Source organism: Pseudomonas sp. AC247 (genome assembly GCF_979258015.1).
On sequence record NZ_OZ409829.1, the window covers coordinates 4,030,253 to 4,049,722 of the forward strand.

The 19,470-nt window shown below is 59.7% G+C and carries 18 protein-coding genes; 8 read left to right on the forward strand and 10 right to left on the reverse strand.

Features of this window, described 5'->3' with window-relative positions:
• Positions 1 to 39: 39 nt before the first annotated feature.
• The 8 genes from ACZZ0B_RS18190 to ACZZ0B_RS18225 all read right to left on the reverse strand — a co-directional run bounded on the left by ACZZ0B_RS18190 (position 40) and on the right by ACZZ0B_RS18225 (position 10,374).
• The gene (locus tag ACZZ0B_RS18190; RefSeq protein WP_158830656.1) at positions 40 to 1,611 is read right to left on the reverse strand and encodes a flagellar hook-associated protein 3; all 1,572 of its coding nucleotides are present in this window, start codon (positions 1,609 to 1,611) and stop codon (positions 40 to 42) included.
• A gap of 13 nt (positions 1,612 to 1,624) precedes the next feature.
• Positions 1,625 to 3,685 carry a flagellar hook-associated protein FlgK gene (gene flgK, locus ACZZ0B_RS18195; protein WP_158830657.1) on the reverse strand — a complete coding sequence of 687 codons (2,061 nt, stop codon included), beginning with the start codon at positions 3,683 to 3,685 and terminating at the stop codon, positions 1,625 to 1,627.
• A 22-nt stretch (positions 3,686 to 3,707) separates the two neighbouring features.
• The gene (flgJ, locus tag ACZZ0B_RS18200) at positions 3,708 to 5,003 is read right to left on the reverse strand and encodes a flagellar assembly peptidoglycan hydrolase FlgJ (RefSeq protein ID WP_463545922.1); all 1,296 of its coding nucleotides are present in this window, start codon (positions 5,001 to 5,003) and stop codon (positions 3,708 to 3,710) included.
• Positions 5,004 to 5,014: 11 nt separating this feature from the next.
• Positions 5,015 to 6,103, reverse strand: a complete 1,089-nt coding sequence (locus ACZZ0B_RS18205) for a flagellar basal body P-ring protein FlgI (protein WP_081500479.1) — start codon at positions 6,101 to 6,103, stop codon at positions 5,015 to 5,017.
• Positions 6,104 to 6,130: 27 nt separating this feature from the next.
• Complete coding sequence (gene flgH, locus ACZZ0B_RS18210; protein WP_158830659.1) at positions 6,131 to 6,826, reverse strand: flagellar basal body L-ring protein FlgH; 696 nt, start codon at positions 6,824 to 6,826, stop codon at positions 6,131 to 6,133.
• 52 nt (positions 6,827 to 6,878) lie between these two features.
• Positions 6,879 to 7,664, reverse strand: coding sequence for a flagellar basal-body rod protein FlgG (gene flgG, locus ACZZ0B_RS18215; protein WP_008085973.1), 786 nt, complete (start codon positions 7,662 to 7,664; stop codon positions 6,879 to 6,881).
• A 45-nt stretch (positions 7,665 to 7,709) separates the two neighbouring features.
• Positions 7,710 to 8,450 carry a flagellar basal body rod protein FlgF gene (locus tag ACZZ0B_RS18220; RefSeq protein ID WP_008085975.1) on the reverse strand — a complete coding sequence of 247 codons (741 nt, stop codon included), beginning with the start codon at positions 8,448 to 8,450 and terminating at the stop codon, positions 7,710 to 7,712.
• A gap of 361 nt (positions 8,451 to 8,811) precedes the next feature.
• Entirely contained in the window at positions 8,812 to 10,374 is a 1,563-nt protein-coding gene (locus ACZZ0B_RS18225; protein ID WP_463545923.1) for a sigma-54-dependent transcriptional regulator, read from the reverse strand.
• A 374-nt stretch (positions 10,375 to 10,748) separates the two neighbouring features.
• Here ACZZ0B_RS18225 and phhA point away from each other — a divergent pair, with 374 nt between their 5' ends.
• The 6 genes from phhA (at position 10,749) to ACZZ0B_RS18255 (ending at position 15,229) form a co-directional block, all read left to right on the forward strand.
• Positions 10,749 to 11,540 carry a phenylalanine 4-monooxygenase gene (gene phhA, locus ACZZ0B_RS18230; protein ID WP_158830660.1) on the forward strand — a complete coding sequence of 264 codons (792 nt, stop codon included), beginning with the start codon at positions 10,749 to 10,751 and terminating at the stop codon, positions 11,538 to 11,540.
• A gap of 69 nt (positions 11,541 to 11,609) precedes the next feature.
• The gene (locus ACZZ0B_RS18235; protein ID WP_003222798.1) at positions 11,610 to 11,966 is read left to right on the forward strand and encodes a 4a-hydroxytetrahydrobiopterin dehydratase; all 357 of its coding nucleotides are present in this window, start codon (positions 11,610 to 11,612) and stop codon (positions 11,964 to 11,966) included.
• On the forward strand, positions 11,966 to 13,159 hold the full coding sequence (locus ACZZ0B_RS18240; RefSeq protein ID WP_463545924.1) for an amino acid aminotransferase: 1,194 nt from the start codon (positions 11,966 to 11,968) through the stop codon (positions 13,157 to 13,159). Before ACZZ0B_RS18235 ends, ACZZ0B_RS18240 begins: the two co-directional genes overlap by 1 nt.
• A gap of 382 nt (positions 13,160 to 13,541) precedes the next feature.
• The gene (locus ACZZ0B_RS18245) at positions 13,542 to 13,673 is read left to right on the forward strand and encodes a hypothetical protein (RefSeq protein ID WP_008088845.1); all 132 of its coding nucleotides are present in this window, start codon (positions 13,542 to 13,544) and stop codon (positions 13,671 to 13,673) included.
• 35 nt (positions 13,674 to 13,708) lie between these two features.
• The gene (locus tag ACZZ0B_RS18250) at positions 13,709 to 13,927 is read left to right on the forward strand and encodes a hypothetical protein (protein ID WP_008088843.1); all 219 of its coding nucleotides are present in this window, start codon (positions 13,709 to 13,711) and stop codon (positions 13,925 to 13,927) included.
• Positions 13,928 to 14,041: 114 nt separating this feature from the next.
• Entirely contained in the window at positions 14,042 to 15,229 is a 1,188-nt protein-coding gene (locus tag ACZZ0B_RS18255) for an MFS transporter (protein WP_463546947.1), read from the forward strand.
• Here ACZZ0B_RS18255 and arfB read toward each other — a convergent pair.
• Together arfB and ACZZ0B_RS18265 are read right to left on the reverse strand one after the other, a co-directional pair.
• Positions 15,226 to 15,639, reverse strand: coding sequence for an alternative ribosome rescue aminoacyl-tRNA hydrolase ArfB (gene arfB / locus ACZZ0B_RS18260; protein ID WP_007920134.1), 414 nt, complete (start codon positions 15,637 to 15,639; stop codon positions 15,226 to 15,228). The genes ACZZ0B_RS18255 and arfB overlap by 4 nt on opposite strands.
• A 190-nt stretch (positions 15,640 to 15,829) precedes the next feature.
• A complete protein-coding gene (locus ACZZ0B_RS18265) occupies positions 15,830 to 17,242 on the reverse strand; it encodes an amino acid permease (RefSeq protein ID WP_008088839.1) in 1,413 nt (470 codons plus the stop codon).
• Between the two features lie 893 nt (positions 17,243 to 18,135).
• Between ACZZ0B_RS18265 and ACZZ0B_RS18270 the strand changes: the two genes are divergently transcribed.
• Positions 18,136 to 18,273 (forward strand): hypothetical protein, encoded by a 138-nt coding sequence (locus tag ACZZ0B_RS18270; RefSeq protein WP_003222780.1) that lies wholly within the window; start codon positions 18,136 to 18,138, stop codon positions 18,271 to 18,273.
• Between the two features lie 71 nt (positions 18,274 to 18,344).
• Positions 18,345 to 19,310: a M29 family metallopeptidase gene (locus tag ACZZ0B_RS18275; RefSeq protein WP_008088831.1), complete on the forward strand. Its 966-nt coding sequence runs from the start codon at positions 18,345 to 18,347 to the stop codon at positions 19,308 to 19,310.
• Positions 19,311 to 19,470: the final 160 nt, after the last annotated feature.

Consider the following 19,470-nt stretch of genomic DNA (forward strand, 5'->3'; position numbering starts at 1 on the left):
TGACGCCAGCCTTCGCGAGGTCATCGCGAAGGCCCGGGATCAGACTTTGTTGAACAGACCCAACTGAGCAATCTTGCTGAACGCCAGTTGCGAGGCCTGCAGCATGGTTTGCTGCAGGGTCAGGCGGGTCATCACTTCAGCCGGATCGGAGTCGCGAATCGCGCCCTGGGTCTGGGTGTTGGCCAGCGACAGGCTCTGGTTGATGTCGGTCTGGGTCAACAGCGACGCACCGCGACCACCCACCGAGCTGACTCCGGAAGCCAGTTGGTCGATACCGCTGGACAGGTTGCCGATCCCGGCGGTGACGGCCGCATTCATTTTCTGAATGGCGATCGGGTCATTGTTGGTCGGTGTCGACAGGGCCGTTTTCAACTGGCTGACGGTGTCCAGAATGTTCTGGGTCTGGTGCGTGTTGACCGAGACCGAGAACTGGTCACCCGCGCCCGGCGTGCCGGCCACGTTGAACGAAACACCCGAGGCAGTCGCGGTAGTGCCGGCCATGGTGCCGGTCGACACAGGCTTGCTGTCAGCGGTTACTGGCGCGGCGTACAGTTCGAAATCGGTAGCGCTGGTGAACTTCAGTACCGCGCCGCCGCCCGGGAAGCTGGCGTTGTAAGCCGTGCTGTTGGTCACCGAAGCACCCGTGACCAGGGCGGCGGACGGGTTGCCCGGGCTGCGCGAGGTATTGAAGCTGTCCGGCTTCGCCGCCAAGGTGAAGCTGTGGCCGGCAATCGCCGCGTCCGGGTTGGCACTGTCGCCAGCCTTGAGGTTGATGTTCAGGTTCAGGTCAACGCCGCGGAAGCTCACGGTTTGCGTGGCCGCGTTGGTGGAATTGAACACGCCGTTCTGGCCCGCTTCGGCGGTGACGTCATTACCCAGCGCATCGGTGATTTTCAGCTGGGTGCTGCTCAGGAACGACACGGTGTACGGCTCGCCGCTACGGAACTTGGCGTTGTAGGTGACATCCGACTGCACCTGACCGTTGGACAGCGCGACACGACCGTCATCCACCGCCGGCGAGGTCAGCGTGGTGGCCGTACGGTTGGTGTTGATCGCCTGCTGAAACACGTCCCAACCGGTGCTGTTGGTGGCCATCGATTGCGTGTCGCCAATTGGCAGGTCGAGCGTCACTTGGTCGCCGTTATAGCTGTAGGTGCCATCGGTGTTGCGGCTGAACGGCGCCACGTCACCCTTGGAGCCCGAGAAAATGTATTTGCCGTTTTCGTCTTTGCTGTTCATCAGGCTGAGCAACTGCTCTTCGATCTGACCCAGTTCGGAGGCGTTCGCCTGACGGTCGGCGTCGGTATAACCGGCGTTGCCTGCACCCAATGCCAGCTCTTTGGCGCGTTGCAGCACATTGCCGATGCTGGTCATCACCGCTTCGGTCTGGCCGAGGGTGGCCTTGATGGTGGTGATGTTGGTCGAATACTGATCGAGCATCGAGGCCTGTTGACCCAATTGCAGCAAACGCGAAGCACCGACCGGATCATCCGCAGCAGTGTTGACGCGCACGAGGCTGCTGGCCTCTTCGCTGCTCTTGACCACGTTGGCGAAATTCTTTTGATAGTTGGCAGCCGAGGACTCGTAAAACTGGCCGGTGGAAATGCGCATGGGCTACGACTCCTTAAAGACTGTTGATCAGTGTGCTGAAGATTTCCTGCGCAGCTTTGATGATCTGCGAGGAAGCGGTGTAGTACTGCTGGAACTTGACCAGGTTGCCGGTCTCTTCGTCCAGGTCGACGCCGGACAGCGAGTCGCGGGCGCCTTTGGCATTGGCCAGAATTGCGTCCGTGGCGGCGCCGTCGAGCTTGCCTTGAGCGGCTTTGGCACCCACGCCTTCGACCAGTTTGCCGTAGGCGTCATTCAGCGAAATACCTTTGCTGGCCGAACCGGTGTCGACCGTCTGCGCAGTCTGCAGACCCGCCAGCGTTGTGCCGTTGCGGTTGTCCAGAGAACCCGGCTGGCTCAGGCTGACGTTGATCGCGGTGCCCTTGGCAGGCGAACCGGCGATCGACATGTCGAAATTAACGGTGTACTGCGTGGCAGGCGCTGGCGGGATCGGCGCACCGGTCGAATCCTTGAGCGGAATGCTCAGGTTCAAGGTGTTGTTCTGCCCCGGCTGAATGGTACCGCTGCTCAGCACGCCACCCTTGGCATCGAGCAATTGATAGCTCTGCGTGGTGCCGTCAGCCGACGGGTCGCCAAACACCACTTTGACCGGCGTCGAATTCTTCAAGCCGTTCTGCATGGCGGTGGTGGTGGCCGCGTCGTAAATGTCGAACTTGGTGGTCAGGGTCGGTTGACCACTGGCCGGAATGGTCAGTGTACCGCTGCCACCTGCCGCGATGGCGGCGCCCAACGGCGCGGCGATGGCCAGACGCTTGGAGTCGGTCATCTCGGTCTTGATGTTGGTGGCTGCGTCACGGGTCGGGCTGATCTTGAAAGTGTCACCTGCCGCAGCCCCACCGTTGGTGAGTTTCAGCGAGAAGCCGTCGATCACCGGCGCCGGGTTGGTGGTGGTGCTGAACGCGCCCATTGCAGTACCTTCCGGCAGACGCTGCACGGTGTAATCCGTGGCGCTGGTGAAGGTCACCTTGTAATCGTTGATGGTTAGTTTGCCGGTGTCCTCGATGGTCACATCGAAGTCGCCGGAACCGGCGCTGTTGCCGAGGGTGGCGGTGCTGCGCGACGCCAGGTTGGCGGCGCTGTTGATGTTGGTGAACAGGTTGCTGCCGAAGTCACCGTTCTTGTCGATGCCCTGCGCCTGAATCGTGTTCATCTGGTCGGCGACGACCAACGCGACACGACCCAACTCGTTCATCGCCGGGTCCAGCACGGTACTGCGATAACGCAGCAGGCCGCCGATTTCGCCACCGGTGATACCCGAGGTGATGTCGATGCTGGTCGAACCGTTGTTGATCTGGATGCCCATGCGCGATGGATCGGCTTTGCTAGGCGTGACTTCCAGCTTGCTGGCATTGCTGCCCATCACCAGCGGTTGACCGTTGCCCAGGTAGATGTCCATGTTGCCGCCACGTTCGACGACCTGTGCACCGGTGAACGTCGACAGCTGGCGAATGGTCTCGTTACGCGCATCGAGCAGCTCGTTGGGCTGGCCGCCGGCGTTGGAGATTTCAGAAATCTTCTGGTTCAACTGGGCGACAGTCGCGGCCAGTTTGTTGACCTGATCAGCCATGCTGGTCAGGTTGCCGTTGATGTCCTGGTTCTGCGCATTCAACTGGCTGGAAACCGAGTTGAAGCGAGCGCTCAGTGCTTGCGCATCGCTGAGCAGCAGTTGGCGCGAGGCGTCATCACCCGGCTTGGCGTTGACGTTCTGTACCGAGGCGAAGAACTTGGTCAGCGCACCATTGAGGCCAGTGCCGCTGTCGGACAACAACTTGTCCAGCGGCGTGACCTGACCCAGGTAAGCCGCCGCATCGCTGTTGAGCGAGGTGGTGGTCTGCAACTGGGCGTCGATGTAGCTGTTGTACACCCGGCGCACGTCGGCCAGGGTGGTACCGGTGCCGATCCAGAGGTTGCCGTTCTGAATCGAGCTTTTTGAATTCTGCACGGTTTGCTGGCGCGAGTAGCCGGCCGTATCGACGTTGGCAATGTTGTTGCCGGTCACCATCAACGAAGATTGGCTAGCGGATAAACCCGACATCCCGATGTTGAGCAAACTCATGGTTCAAACCTTACTTTATGTTTTATAGAGGCGTTGTCGTAACGCCCGCCGCAGCGTAGTTCTGAGTTACGTTCATCTGCTTGGCAATCTGCGAAATCTTTGTCGCGTAGTTCGGGTCGGTGGCGTAACCGGCCTTTTGCAACTCACGTACAAACTGTTCTGGGTTATCGGCCGACTTCAGCACTTCTTGATAGCGATTATTGCTCTGCAGCAAAGTCACCAGATCGTGGAAGCTGTCCTTGTACGAGGCGTAGGAACGGAACTCGGCCGTCTCCTTGACCATCGCACCGTTGCGGAACTCGCTGGTGATCGCACGGGCCGAATCGCCCTTCCAGTTGCTGCTCGCCTTGATGCCGAACAGGTTGTGGCTGCTGCTGCCATCCTGTGCGCGCATGACCGATTTGCCCCAGCCGGTTTCCAGTGCGGCTTGCGCCACCAGATAACGCGGATCGACGCCGATGCGGTCGGCAGCTTCCTTGGCCATCGGCAGCATGGTGTTGACGAATTCGTCGGCGGAACTGAAGGCTTTTTTCGCCGGTGCCAGCGGAATCTGCGCCATGGCGCGACCGTAAACCTGCATCTGGCCGCCGGAGGCTTTTTCGTTTTCCGCACGGGCCAGCCAGTCGCCGTTGTACAGCGCGCCGGAGCCGGTCGTCGCCGCCGTCGTCGTTGCGCGTTGCGGCAATTGCGTCGTGGCGTTGGTCGTGGCCGATGGCACCAGGCCGGCGAGCAAACGGTCGGCCAGTTTCGGCGGCAAGGCCAACCGGCGCTGGTTGATCATTTCCATGTCATTGCGATGCGCCAACTGCGTGTTCGGTGCATTCACCGAGCGCGACGCCCACAACGGACGTTCACCATTGAGGCGCGACAACGGCCCGTTGGTGGCGACGGTGCCAGCAGCAATCGGCGTTGCCACGGCCGCGGCCTTGGCCAGGGCGGCTTCCTGCTTGGCGGCGGACGCGGCAGCCGCCTCGCCCGGCGCCAGCGGTTTGTTCTTCGACATCTGGCGCATCAGCACGTCGGCCAAGCCGATACCACCGCCCTCACGGGACAGCGACACCGCCAATTGCTGGTCGTACATTTCCTGATACTGCTTGGCTGCCGGCGTGTTCAGCGGGTTGTCCTGGCCCAGTGCCTCAGTGGCCGAACGCATCGACTTGAGCATTTCACCGAGGAACAGCGATTCGAATTCCTGCGCCACCTTGCGCATGTTCGCATCGCTGTCCTTGTCGCCGACCTTGAGCTGGTTCAGACGATTGAGGTCAGAGTAAGACCCCGAATCGCTGCTGCTGACCAGACCGCTTTTGCGCATATCCATAAAGGTCGGCCTCAGATCACGATCAGGTCGGCTTGCAACGCACCGGCCTGCTTCAATGCTTCAAGGATCGCCATCAAGTCACCCGGCGCCGCGCCGACCTGGTTCACCGCACGCACGATCTCGTCGAGGGTGGTGCCCGGGCCGAATTTGAACATCGGTTTGGCTTCCTGCTCGGCGTTGACCCGCGAGCGTGGCACGACAGCGGTCTGGCCGTTGGACAGCGGACCTGGCTGGCTGACAATCGGGTCTTCGGTGATGGTCACGGTCAGGCTGCCGTGGGTCACGGCGGCTGGCGAGACTTTCACGTTCTGGCCAATGACAATGGTGCCGGTGCGCGAGTTGATGATGACTTTCGCCACAGCCTGGCCCGGATCGACTTCGAGGTTTTCCAGGATCGACAGATAGTCGACGCGCTGGCTCGGATCGAGCGGTGCCGTCACACGTACCGAGCCGCCGTCGATGGCTTGTGCCACGCCAGGGCCGAGCATGTCGTTGATCTTGTCGACGATGCGCTTGGCAGTGGTGAAGTCGGAACGGTTGAGGTTCAGCGTCAGGCTGTTGCCCTGATTGAAACCACTCGGTACCGAACGCTCCACCGAAGCACCGCCAGGGATGCGACCGGCCGACGGAACGTTGACGGTGATCTTCGAACCGTCACGGCCTTCAGCATCAAAACCGCCGACCACCAGGTTGCCCTGAGCGACCGCATAGACGTTGCCATCGATACCCTTGAGCGGGGTCAGCAACAGGGTGCCGCCACGCAGGCTCTTGGAGTTACCGATCGAGGACACTGTGATGTCGACCTGCTGACCCGGTTTGGCGAACGCCGGCAAGTCGGCACTGATCGACACCGCCGCGACGTTTTTCAGCTGCACGTTGCCCGATCCCGGCGGTACCTTGATACCGAACTGCGAGAGCATGTTGTTGAAGGTCTGCAGGGTGAACGGGGTTTGCGTCGTCTGGTCGCCGGTGCCGTTAAGCCCGACCACCAGGCCGTAACCGATCAACTGGTTGGAACGCACGCCGGAAATGCTGGCGATATCTTTCAGCCGCTCGGCGTGGGCACCAAAGGCTGCGGACATCAAGGTCGCAGCCAGCATCAGGTGTTTGAAATTCAACGTAGCCACCTAGAAAGGGAACAGCGGGCTGAGGAAGAAACGGTCGAACCAGCCTGGCTGACTCGTATCGGCAAACGCGCCGGTACCCGAGTAGGTGATGCGAGCATCGGCGACCCGGGTCGACGACACGGTGTTGTCCGTGGCGATGTCATCGGCGCGCACCAGGCCGGCAATGCGGACCAATTCGTCACCCGTGTTCAGCGTCAGCCACTTCTCGCCGCGCACGGCGATGATGCCGTTGGGCAGCACGTCGGCGACGGTCACAGTGATCGAACCGGTCAGGCTGTTGCTCTGCCCGGACTTGGCATCACCCTTGGTCGAGCGGTCGGCACTGTAGCCAGCGTTCAGACTCAGGTCGTTGCCGCCAATCGGGTTGTTGGTGGTCAGGCTGGAACCGAACAACGAGGTCAGGCCGATCTTGTTGTCACTGTTCTTGTCCATCTGCGAGTTGGCGTTCTTGCTCGCCTGCGTGCGCTCGTTCAGGGTGATGGTGATGATGTCACCGACCCGGAACGCCTTGCGATCGCTGTACAGGTTCTGCTCGAAGCCGGCCTGATAGATCGAGCCGTTATTGGCGGCCGCCGGCAACGGCGTGCGCGGCAACACCGGAGCGTAGTAAGGGTCATTGGGCTTGGGCGTCGGAGCGACGCAGCCCGCGAGCGAGACGACCCCACTCAATGCCAGAACAGATACGAAGCGATTCATGACCCTACCTCACGGTGTTGCAGGCGACCTCATGGCCGCCTCATAGACTTGATTACAGATTCTGCGTTACGAACGAGAGCATCTGGTCGGCGGTGGAGATCACCTTGGAGTTCATCTCGTAGGCGCGCTGAGTGGTGATCATGTTGACCATCTCTTCAACGGTGCTGACGTTGGACGTTTCCAGGGTGTTCTGCAGCGTGGTACCGAAACCGTTCAGGCCTGGCGTACCGACTTGCGGTGCGCCGGAAGCGGCGGTTTCCAGGAACAGGTTGTTGCCCACGGCTTGCAGGCCGGCCGGGTTGATGAAGTCGGCAGTTTGCAGGTTGCCGATCACTTGCGAAGCCGGGTTGCCGGCAACGGTGATCGACACGGTGCCGTCACGACCGACCGTGAAAGTCTGGGCGTTGTTCGGGATGACAATCGCTGGCTCCAGGGCGAAGCCGCTGGCGTTCACCACCTGACCGTTGGAGTCGAGGTGGAAGGTACCGTCACGGGTGTAGGACGTGGTGCCGTCCGGCTGCAGGATCTGGAAGAAACCGCGACCGTCTACCGCCAGGTCGAGCGGCTGCTCGGTGGTTTGCAGGCTGCCGGCAGTGAAGTTTTTCTGCGTGCCGACGATGCGCACACCGGTACCCACTTGCAGACCCGACGGCAGTTCGCTGTCCTGAGTCGACTGGGCGCCTGGCTGACGCTTGATCTGATACAGCAGGTCCTGGAACTCGGCGCGGTCACGTTTGAAACCCGTGGTCGAGACGTTGGCCAGGTTGTTGGAAATAGTAGTCAGGTTGGTGTCCTGGGCGGACAGACCTGTTTTGGCAACCCATAGAGCCGGAAGCATTCGATTCTCCTCGTGCGCCTGTTTTACGGCGCGACGTTCTGATAATTAGCTGATCTGCAAGACCCGAGCCATGGCCTGGTCGTCGTCTTTGGCGGTGTTCATCATCTTGACGTGCAACTCGAACTGCTTGGCCAGCGCCAGCACCGAGGTCATCTCTTCGACGGCATTGACGTTGCTCGACTCAAGGAAACCCGAGACCAGTTTGACGTTGGCATCGGCCGGCGCCGGTTGGCCGTCCTTGGTATAAATCGAGCCGTCGAGGCCTTTGTTCATGTTCTTGATGTCGGGGTTGACCAGCTTGATGCGGTCGACTTCCGCCATGACGCGCGGGCCTTCACCCATTGCACGAATGCTGATGGTGCCGTCTTCGCCGACTTCGACTTGCTGCTCTGGCGGCACGGCGATCGGACCGCCGTTGCCCATGACCGGCATGCCGTTGCCGGCGCGCAGTACGCCAAGGGCGTCGATGTTGAGGCTGCCGGTGCGCACGTAGCTTTCGCCACCGTTAGGGTTCTGCACGGCGATAAAACCGTTGCCGGTCACGGCGACGTCGAGGTCCCGACCGGTCTGCACCAGCGAGCCTGGCGTGAAGTCGGTGGCGGGCCGTTCGCTCATGGCAAACGCACGCGCCGGAAAGACGTCACCAAACACCGGCATCGAACGCGCCTGCTCCAGGTCGCGCTGAAAACCGTTGGTGGAGATGTTCGCCAGGTTGTTGGCATGCGCCTTTTGCGCCAGTGCGTTCTGGCTGGCGCCGGTCATTGCCACATAAAGGTACTTGTCCACACTCTTTCCTCTGCATGCCGGACGTTTGCCGCCCACTGCTGTACTGCTGAGCCATAAGCAATTTGCAGACCAACTTTTTTCTGGCGGCGCGCGGCCCGGTAAACAAAGGACTTGGGAGAGATTTAGAGGATTGGGGAAATGTATCGAAGTCGAAAAACCGGCGGTGTTATGCCGTTTGGCGGCAATCCCGATCTCAGGCTGGATGAATAACCCTGTGGCGAGGGGATTTATCCCCGATGGGTGGCGAAGCCGCCCCGCTTTTCCTTCAGGACGACCTCATTTGCAGGTTTTGCGACTGCTGCGCAGCCGATCGGGGATAAATCCCCTCGCCACAAAAGTTCTTCTCACCACTGTGTTGCTTTTAGCTTTCGGGGTCTTTGCCGACTTCGTATTCACGCAGTTTGTTGGCAATGGTGGTGTGCGAAACCCCCAGCCGCTTACCCAACTGCCGGCTGCTCGGATGCTCGGAATACAAACGCTCCAGCACCGCTTTCTCGAAGCGCCCGACAATCTCGTCGAGCCCGCCCTCCAGCGAAAAATCGCCAAGCGGCTGACGCACGCCGTAATCCGGCAGGCGAATATGCTCGGCTTTCACCGTGCCGCCATCGCACAACGAAACCGCCTGGAACAGCACGTTCTCCAATTGCCGCACGTTGCCCGGCCAATGGTAATGACTGAGCCGATCCATCGCCGCCGGCGCCAGTTTCGGCAACGGGCAACCGATCTGCCGACTGGCCTGATCGAGGAAGTGTTCAACCAGCGGCGTCAACCCATCAAGGCATTCGCGCAGTGGCGGAATGTGCAGCGAGAGCACGTTCAAACGGTGATACAAATCCTGGCGAAACTCGCCGCGCGCGCACAATTCCGATAAGTCGACCTGCGTCGCGCAGATCACCCGCACATCCAGATAAACCTCTTCATCGCTGCCGACACGACGGAAGCAGCCGTCTTGCAGAAAGCGCAGCAACTTCACCTGCAAGCGCGGGCTCATTTCGCCAACGCCGTCGAGAAACAGCGTGCCGCCCGCCGTCAGTTCCAGCAGGCCGAGCTTGCCTTCGGCGCGAGCGCCTTCGAACGCGCCAGGGCCGTAGCCGAACAACTCGGTTTCGGCCATCGATTCCGGCAGGCCAGCGCAGTTGAGTGCCATTAACGGCGATTGCCCGCGCGGGCTGGCGAGGTGGCAGGCGCGCGCCAGCAGCTCCTTGCCGGTGCCGGTTTCCCCTTCAATTAATAGAGGCGCATCCAGCGGTGCCATGCGCCGGGCTTCACGCACCACCGCCGCCATGACTTTCGAACTCTGGAAGATGCTGTCGAAACCGCGCAGCTCTTGTTTACGCACGTTGTAGATACGCTCGCCCACACGATCCGCGCGATGCAATGTCAGCACCGCACCGGCCATGGCTTCGCTGTCGTCATGCTCTGACTGCAGCGGCGCGATGTCGGCGAGAAAGATGTCGCCCTTGACCTTGACGCGCATGCCGTTGATCCGCGATTTGTTGGCGCGCACCAGTTCCGGCAAATCGAAATCCTCGGCGTAGCGCGACAACGGAATGCCTGGCACCTCATCGACCCGCACGCCGAGCAATTGTGCCGCCGCGCGGTTGGCCGCGACGATCGAACCGCCCATGTCGATAGACAACACCGGAAACTCCAGCGCGCCGAGCAAGGCGTTCAGTTCCATGTGCCGACGCTCGCTGGGCATCAGCCCTACCCGCTTGACGCCGAACACCCCGGCAATCGCCTCGAACTTCGGCCGCAGCGCCTGGAATTGAATGTTGATCAGGTTCGGGCAATGCAGGTAGATCGCGTTGCCGTGCTCACCACCGACCTCGCCGCGCGCGACGTTGATCCCGTAGGCCACCAGCAGGTTGAGAATGTCGCGCAGGATGCCGATGCGGTTCTGGCAGTGGACTTTGATACGCATATAAATCGCCCGAATAAACGATGAGAAACCTGTAGGAGTGAGCCTGCTCGCGATGGCGGTCGGTCAGTTGATATTGATGGCGACTGATTCATCGCAATCGCGAGCAGGCTCACTCCTACAGGGGACAGCGCCGCCAGTTTTCTTTGGTGGCTCGCAAACAGTTGTCAAGATTATGTGACAGTCGTCGGCCTTTTCAAACCGGCGAATCGCCGTAAATGCGCGATAACGCCTAAACCGTAACGATAACTTTACGAAATCCACGGAAATTTCCTACGCGGTCGCGATCCACCCTACTGCACACCACTCCACTCTCAGGTAATTCTGAGTCCATCGCTGGACATAACAAGAACGAATTCCCCTAGCAGGAGAGCAGTATGAAGCAGACGCAATACGTGGCCCGCGAGCCCGATGCGCAAGGTTTTATCGACTACCCCGCCGAAGAACACGCGGTGTGGAACACGCTGATCACTCGCCAGTTGAAAGTGATCGAAGGGCGTGCCTGCCAGGAGTACCTGGACGGTATCGAGAAACTCGGTCTGCCCCACGACCGCATTCCGCAACTCGGCGAGATCAACAAGGTGCTCGGCGAGACCACCGGTTGGCAGGTCGCGCGGGTTCCGGCGCTGATTCCCTTCCAGACCTTTTTTGAATTGCTCGCCAGCAAGCAGTTTCCCGTCGCGACCTTTATCCGCACCCGCGAAGAGCTGGACTACCTGCAAGAGCCGGACATTTTCCACGAGATTTTTGGCCACTGCCCGCTGCTGACCAACCCGTGGTTCGCCGAATTCACCCATACCTACGGCAAACTCGGTCTGCAAGCGACCAAGGAAGAACGCGTGTACCTGGCGCGCCTGTACTGGATGACCATCGAGTTCGGCCTGGTCGACACCCCGCAAGGCAAACGCATCTACGGCGGCGGCATTCTGTCTTCGCCAAAAGAAACCGTTTATTCACTGTCGGACGAGCCTGAGCATCAAACCTTCGACCCGCTCGAAGCAATGCGCACGCCATACCGCATCGACATCCTGCAACCGCTGTACTTCGTCCTGCCGAACCTCAAGCGCCTGTTCGACGTGGCCCATGAAGACATCATGGCCATGGTCAAACAAGGCATGCAGCTGGGTCTGCATGCGCCGAAATTTCCGCCAAAGCCGAAAGCGGCCTGAGCAGATCCCGCTCGCGACTTGCGTGCAAAGATAGTAATTTCCAACAAGAATCGAATTCAGGAACAGACCATGTCCACATTGAACCAAGCCCACTGCGAAGCCTGCCGCGCCGATGCGCCACAAGTCAGCGACGAAGAACTGCCGATCCTGATCAAGCAGATCCCTGACTGGAACATCGAAGTACGCGACAGCATCATGCAGCTGGAGAAAGTTTTCCTGTTCAAGAACTTCAAGCACGCGCTGGCCTTCACCAACGCCGTCGGTGAAATCTCCGAGGCCGAAGGTCACCACCCGGGTCTGCTGACCGAGTGGGGCAAAGTCACCGTGACCTGGTGGAGCCACTCGATCAAAGGCCTGCACCGCAACGACTTCATCATGGCCGCGCGCACTGACGAAGTGGCCAAGACTGCAGAAGGACGCAAGTAATGCACTTCGACGCCATCGGCCGGGTACCCGGCGACCCGATCCTCGGCTTGATGGAGGCGTATGCGCAGGACTCCAACCCGCGCAAATTCGACCTGGGCGTTGGCGTCTACAAGGATGCCCAGGGCCTGACGCCGATCCCTGAAGCGGTGAAAATCGCCGAAGCGCGACTGGTCGAAAGCCAGGACACCAAGACCTACATTGGCGGCCACGGCAACCCGCTGTTCGGCAAAGTCATCAACGAGTTGGTGCTTGGCGCCGACTCCATGCTGATCGCCGAACAACGTGCCGGCGCCACCCAGACGCCGGGCGGCACCGGTGCGCTGCGTCTGGCGGCTGACTTCATCGCTCAATGCCTGCCAGGCAAAGGCGTGTGGTTGAGCAACCCGACCTGGCCGATTCACGAAACCATTTTCGCCGCGGCCGGGGTCAAGGTCAGTCACTACCCGTATGTGGGCAGCGACAACCGCCTCGACGTCGAAGCCATGCTCGCCGTGCTCAATGAAGTGCCGAAAGGTGATGTGGTGCTGCTGCACGCGTGCTGCCACAACCCGACCGGTTTCGATTTGAACCATGACGACTGGCAGCGCGTGCTTGATGTGGTGCGCAGCCGCAATCTGCTGCCGCTGATCGACTTTGCCTACCAGGGTTTTGGCGACGGTCTGGAGCAGGATGCATGGTCGACACGGTTGTTCGCCGCTGAACTGCCGGAGTTGCTGATCACCAGTTCCTGCTCAAAAAACTTCGGTCTGTATCGCGATCGCACCGGCGCGCTGATTGTCTGCGCGAAAACTGCCGACAAGCTCATCGACATCCGCAGCCAACTGGCCAACATCGCCCGCAATTTGTGGTCGACGCCGCCGGATCACGGTGCTGCTGTTGTTGCGACGATCCTCGCCGATCCAGAGCTGAAAGCGCGCTGGGCCGATGAAGTGGAAGCCATGCGTTTGCGCATTGCGCAACTGCGCAGCGGTCTGGTTGAAGCGCTGGAGCCTCACGGTCTGCGCGAGCGCTTTGCGCACATTGGCGTGCAGCGCGGCATGTTCTCTTACACCGGCCTGTCGCCGGAGCAAGTGCAACAACTGCGTGAGCATCACAGTGTGTACATGGTCAGCTCAGGCCGGGCGAACGTCGCCGGCATCGACGCCACGCGCCTCGCGCTGCTGGCCGAAGCAATCGCCAACGTCAGCAAATAACACCGCAATCCCCCTGTAGGAGCTGCCGCAGGCTGCGATCTTTTGATCTTGATTTTAAAAACACAGATCAAAAGATCGCAGCCTTCGGCAGCTCCTACATTTGTTTTGTTGATCGTTCCCACGCTCCGCGTGGGAATGCAGCCCGGGACGCTCTGCGCCCCAACAGCGGACGCAGAGCGTCCATTGAGGCGTTCCCACGCAGAGCGTGGGAACGATCAACATTTGTTTTGCGGTGACTTCCGGTTTTTGCTCCCCTGCGGCCATCTGTCGCATTATTTTCAATTAAAAGTCTGATTGTCATTTTTCCTGCTGTATCCTGCGCAGGCTTTGTAAAAGCGCGGATCTACCAGATCTATCAACAGACTTAGCGAGGAGCGCAACCATGCACGAGATTCCTAATCTCCCCTTCCCAAGCCTGCACGTACCTGAGCAGACGACCACGCAACAAGCCGGCGCCCAACAGCCCGAGCCGAAAGAAGCCGTTGAAAGCCGTCCGGCCGACAACGAAGAGTAAGACCCCGTCGTACAGACCGTGTGGAAAGCGCTAACATGCGCTTTCCACACTGCCTGAACCCCGAGCCCGCCATGACCGACGAATTCTCTGAAAGCCAAGCTGCCGTACTGATCGGCGCCACCGAGAAGATGATCGAGATCTGGAACCGCCTCTCCCCGGAAAAACGCGCCGCCCTGCTCGCCCGTTTCGGCAGCGAAGAAAACGCCCTGGCCGCGCTGGTCACCACGCAACTGGTTGCCCCGGACAAATCCTGAAGCCGCCACCCGGCAAATAGTTTTACTTTTCCCGCCCCAGACGCGTCCGCGCCGGTATCATAAGCAGCCTATCTAATCTGCCGTCCCCGTGGATCGTTACCCATGTCGTCCTCTATGTCCGAACCCCAGCGTCCCCTGGCGGTCACGCTGCAAGTCGTTTCCATCGTCCTCTTCACCTTCATCGGTTACCTGAACATCGGCATTCCGCTGGCGGTGTTGCCGGGTTACGTGCACAGCGACCTCGGTTTCGGTGCGGTGATCGCCGGCCTGGTGATCAGCGTGCAATACCTCGCCACCCTGCTCAGCCGCCCGTATGCCGGCAAGATCATCGACAACAAGGGCAGCAAACGTGCGGTGATGATTGGTTTGGCCGGATGCGGCTTGAGCGGGGTGTTCATGCTGATCTCGGCGTGGACACCGAACATGCCGATGCTCAGCCTGATCAGTTTATTGATCGGTCGACTGGTGCTGGGCAGCGCCGAAAGTCTGGTCGGTTCCGGTTCAATTGGTTGGGGCATCGGCCGGGTTGGCGCAGCGAACACCGCCAAGGTGATTTCCTGGAACGGTATCGCCAGTTACGGCGCCCTCGCGATCGGTGCACCGTTCGGTGTCTGGCTGGTCGACAAACTGGGGTTGTGGAGCATGGGCGTCAGCATCATCTTGCTGGCGATCATTGGTTTGCTGCTGGCGTGGCCGAAAACCGCCGCACCGATTGTCGCCGGTGAACGCCTGCCCTTCATGCATGTGCTCGGTAAAGTATTTCCCCACGGCTGCGGTCTGGCGCTGGGCTCGATCGGTTTCGGCACCATCGCCACCTTCATCACCCTCTATTACGCCACCCAGCATTGGGACAACGCCGTGCTGTGCCTGAGCCTGTTCGGCGCCAGCTTCATCGGCGCGCGCCTGCTGTTCGGCAACCTGATCAACCGCCTCGGCGGCTTCCGCGTGGCGATTGCCTGTCTGTCCGTGGAAACGCTGGGCTTGCTGCTGCTGTGGCTCGCCCCGGATGCACACTGGGCGCTGGCCGGTGCGGCACTGAGCGGTTTCGGTTTCTCGCTGGTGTTCCCGGCGCTGGGCGTAGAAGCGGTGAATCTGGTGCCTGCGTCCAGCCGTGGCGCAGCGGTCGGCGCCTATTCGCTGTTCATCGATTTGTCGCTGGGGATCACCGGGCCATTGGCCGGGGCGATTGCCGCAGGATTCGGCTTTGCCTCGATCTTCCTCTTCGCCGCCATTGCCTCGCTAAGCGGATTGGCCCTGAGCGTCTATCTGTACAAGCACACCGCCAAGTATCGCGAAGACTAGAAATCCACCTTGCCGCGCCCGGCCTTGATGCTGCCGCGCTTGGTTTTCGATTCGAGCCGACGCTTCTTTGAACCAAGGGTCGGCTTGGTCGGGCGGCGTTTCTTTTCGACTTTGGTGGCGCTCAGGATCAGTTCGACCAGGCGCTCCAGCGCATCGGCACGGTTGGCTTCCTGCGTGCGGTATTGCTGGGCCTTGATGATCAACACGCCATCGCTGGTGATGCGACTGTCGCGCAACGCCAGCAAGCGCTCCTTGTAAAACTCGGGCAACGACGAGGCCGGAATATCGAAGCGCAGGTGCATGGCGCTGGAGACCTTGTTGACGTTCTGCCCGCCGGCACCTTGCGCACGGATGGCGGTCAATTCGATCTCGGCATCCGGCAGATGCACGTTGTTGGAAATCACCAGCATGGAAAAGCGTCCGTATTCAGAGCGCACAGGATACGCCATGAACCCTGTAGGAGCTGCCGCAGGCTGCGATCTTTTGATCTTTTAACAAGCAAGATCAAAAGATCGCAGCCTGCGGCAGCTCCTACAGGGCGAATGTGCAGAAATGACAAACCCGGCACTTTGGCCGGGTTTGTCGTTTCTGCGCGCGCGCTTACTTGGCGGTCGCAGGCAACGCAGTTTGCGCACTGCGCTTGTTTTTGATCACGTAGCAAACCCACATGAACACGACCCACACCGGAATCGCGTACACCGAGATCTGAATCCCCGGGATCAACAGCATCACGCCAAGGATGAACACCACGAACGCCAGGCAGACATAGTTGCCGTACGGGTACCACAGCGCCTTGAACAGCGGCGTCTGCTTCGTCTTGTTCATGTGTTGACGGAACTTGAAGTGCGAGAAGCTGATCATCGCCCAGTTGATCACCAACGTCGCAACCACCAGCGACATCAGCAGTTCCAGCGCGCTGTGCGGGATCAGGTAGTTCAGCAACACCGCGATCACGGTCACCGCTGCCGAGGCCAGAATCGAACGCACCGGCACGCCGCGCTTGTCGATCTTCGCCAGGCCTTTCGGCGCATCGCCCTGCTCGGCCATGCCCAGCAACATGCGGCTGTTGCAGTAAGTGCCGCTGTTGTACACCGACAATGCCGCAGTCAGTACCACGAAGTTGAGGATGTGCGCGGCGGTGCTGCTGCCGAGCATCGAGAACACTTGCACGAACGGGCTGCCGCTGTACGAATCGCCGGACGCGTTAAGGGTTTCCAGCAGGCTGTCCCACGGGGTCAGCGACAGCAGGATGACCAGCGCGCCGATGTAGAAAATCAGGATGCGGTAGATGACCTGATTGATCGCTTTCGGGATCACGGTTTTCGGCTTGTCGGCTTCCGCTGCGGTGAAACCGAGCATTTCCAGACCGCCGAAGGAGAACATGATGATCGCCATGGCCATCACTAGACCGCTGACGCCGTTGGGGAAGAACCCGCCGTGCGACCACAGGTTGGTTACCGAAGCTTGCGGGCCGCCGTTGCCGCTGACCAGCAGGTAGCTACCGAGCGCAATCATGCCGACGATTGCCACGACCTTGATGATCGCGAACCAGAATTCGGCCTCACCGAAGACTTTGACGTTGGCCAGGTTGATCGCGTTGATCAGTACGAAGAAGGCTGCTGCAGACGCCCAGGTCGGGATGTCCGGCGCCCAGTAGTGAATGTACTTGCCGACCGCCGTCAGCTCCGACATACCCACCAGAATGTACAGAATCCAGCAGTTCCAGCCCGAGAGGAAACCGGCAAAGCCGCCCCAGTACTTGTGCGCGAAATGACTGAAGGAACCGGCCACCGGCTCTTCAACAATCATCTCGCCCAACTGGCGCATGATCATGAAGGCGATGAAGCCGCAGATGGCGTAGCCGAGGATCATCGACGGGCCGGCGGATTTCAGTACCCCGGCCGAGCCGAGGAACAATCCGGTACCGATCGCGCCACCGAGGGCGATCAGTTGAATGTGGCGATTTTTCAGGCCGCGTTTCAGCTCGCCTGATTGCGAGGGTTGTCCACTCATGAAAAAGGTCTCACGCAAGGTTTGATGATGTTCAGTAGACGTTGCTGCAAGGTTGCGATTTCAAGCAGCCCCGATCAAACCCCAGCGCAGGCACCAGGAGTTCAGCTTATTTACAACGGTCATGCGTCACCTGTTTGTTTTTATCTGTGACGAAATCGAACCCGACACGCTTGTGGCGCGGCGGAGTGAACAAGGCGGATGGCCTTGAGGTTGCGCGATTACGCAGAGGGTCACAGTTAAAACGCGGCGCATTGTACACCGCTAACCCCCTGCTGCCAGACCCCGCTGGATCAGCGTGGCGGTTGCCGGGATTGCGTGTGTCCGCCTCGGGAGGCCCGAGCGGCTGCAAAAAATGAGTCAGGCCTTTGCGGGCCATCGACGAGGACGAGGAAAAAACCGTCCCACGGAGAGAAGTGGAGATCAGTCACGGCGTTCATTGCGCCTCCTTCTTGTTATGCACCTGCACGGCAGGCATGGGGCGCATCTCACCCTGCAAACGTCGCTGAAACAAGCGCGCCAGAGCCGCGCACGGTGGCCGAACGGCGGGCTTGCGGCAGCTTTTCCTTACAGCGCCGGATCAAGGATGGTTCCACTGGGGTTTAGCGCACTTTCCGTAAATATTTCTTTACGATGCGTAACGCAATATTGCCAATTCAGAAATATCTGTAGGACGTCTGCAAATTGACGGTAGCTGTCGTGCGCATCCAAAGGCTCGGATAGTTTTCTGTTTTTAAATGAGAAAACCACCCCAGAAAAACGGAATAAAAAGTCTATTTAAAAATTAAATAAATAATTTTTTGCATAACAAAAAACCCTCAACTAGGTTCTTCACGTCTCGCCGGCCAACTGACCGGCCAGTCACAACCGTGAAAAAACCATCTGGGAGATCGACCATGCAAGCACTGGAAAAAGACTTGGATACCGAACTGCAACTGGACGAATGGTTTGAAGCACCGACCCACGAAGCCGCCGTGGAAATGATGCAAGCCGACGCGGTGGTTCCGTTCGGCACGGCGATGTGGCCTCTGTAAGACATCCCCGGGCAGGCACGATCCGGCCGGTCGTGCCTGCCGCTTTTTTCTCGGTCAGTCAGGGAGGACTCATGGATAAGCCCCGCGCGATCTCGCATTTCCTTTACTACCTCGAACATCACCCTGCCCTCGCCGGCCTCGATTCGGCGCGGGTTTTGCTCGGCCACACGGAGGATTACCAGGCACTGACCGGCGCCATCGCCGAACAGGCCGGTGATCATCCACGCTTCCAGTTCAGCGCTCGACGCCTGGATCTGGAAAGCACCGCAGCGCTGACTTCGGCGATTACCGACAGCGATCTGTACATTTTCTTCTACGACTCTTCCACCCTGCCCCATCCACGCCCTGACGGCCCGGAGTTTGTCCGTGCGCTGCAAAGCGTGATGGCGGAAAACTGGAAGAAGTCGCTGCTGTTCAAGGATTACGGTGATTATTTCTACGACACCTTCAGTGTCACGCCGCAGCGGATTGCCGGATTGAACAGCCATTTGATCCAGCGCATGTCCCACGCGACCACGCTGAGTTTCAAGGACGACGAAGGCTCATGGTTTGAAACGCCGCTGAGCAGCATCAAGAAATGGACCGACATCAACGGCGTCGGCAACTTCGACCTGGCGCCCGGCGAAATCGCCACGCACAGTGAAGCGATCAACGGCCATGTGAAATTCAAGGGTACGTTCCTCAGCACCATTCCGTTTGCGCGCAAATATGGCGTACTCGAATCACCGCTGGAGTTGTGGATCGAGAACTCGACCATCAGCCGCATCGCCACGGATGTGCCGGGGCTGGAGCATGATTTCAACAAGTACCTTGATGCGAATCCGTCGAACCGGCGGATTGAGGAATTGGGGATTGGCACCAATGAAGGCGTGAAGGATTTGTATGCACGCAATGCCGGGTTTGAGGAGCGGCATTGTGGGTTGCACCTGGGGCTGGGCGGCGGGGCCAAGGGCAGCCATCACCTGGACCTGATCTTCTCGGGCGGTGTTTTGGCGCTGGATGACAAACCTGTGTTTGATGGACGCTTTGTGTTTTAGGCGCCTGACGCCATCGCGAGCAGGCTCACTCCTACAATTTGAAATGCGTTCCCCTTGTAGGAGTGAGCCTGCTCGCGATAGCCATCTCTCACCCACCACAACACTTTCGTCAGACAAAAAAAAACGCCAACCCTGAGGTTGGCGTTTTTGCTTGAGCTTG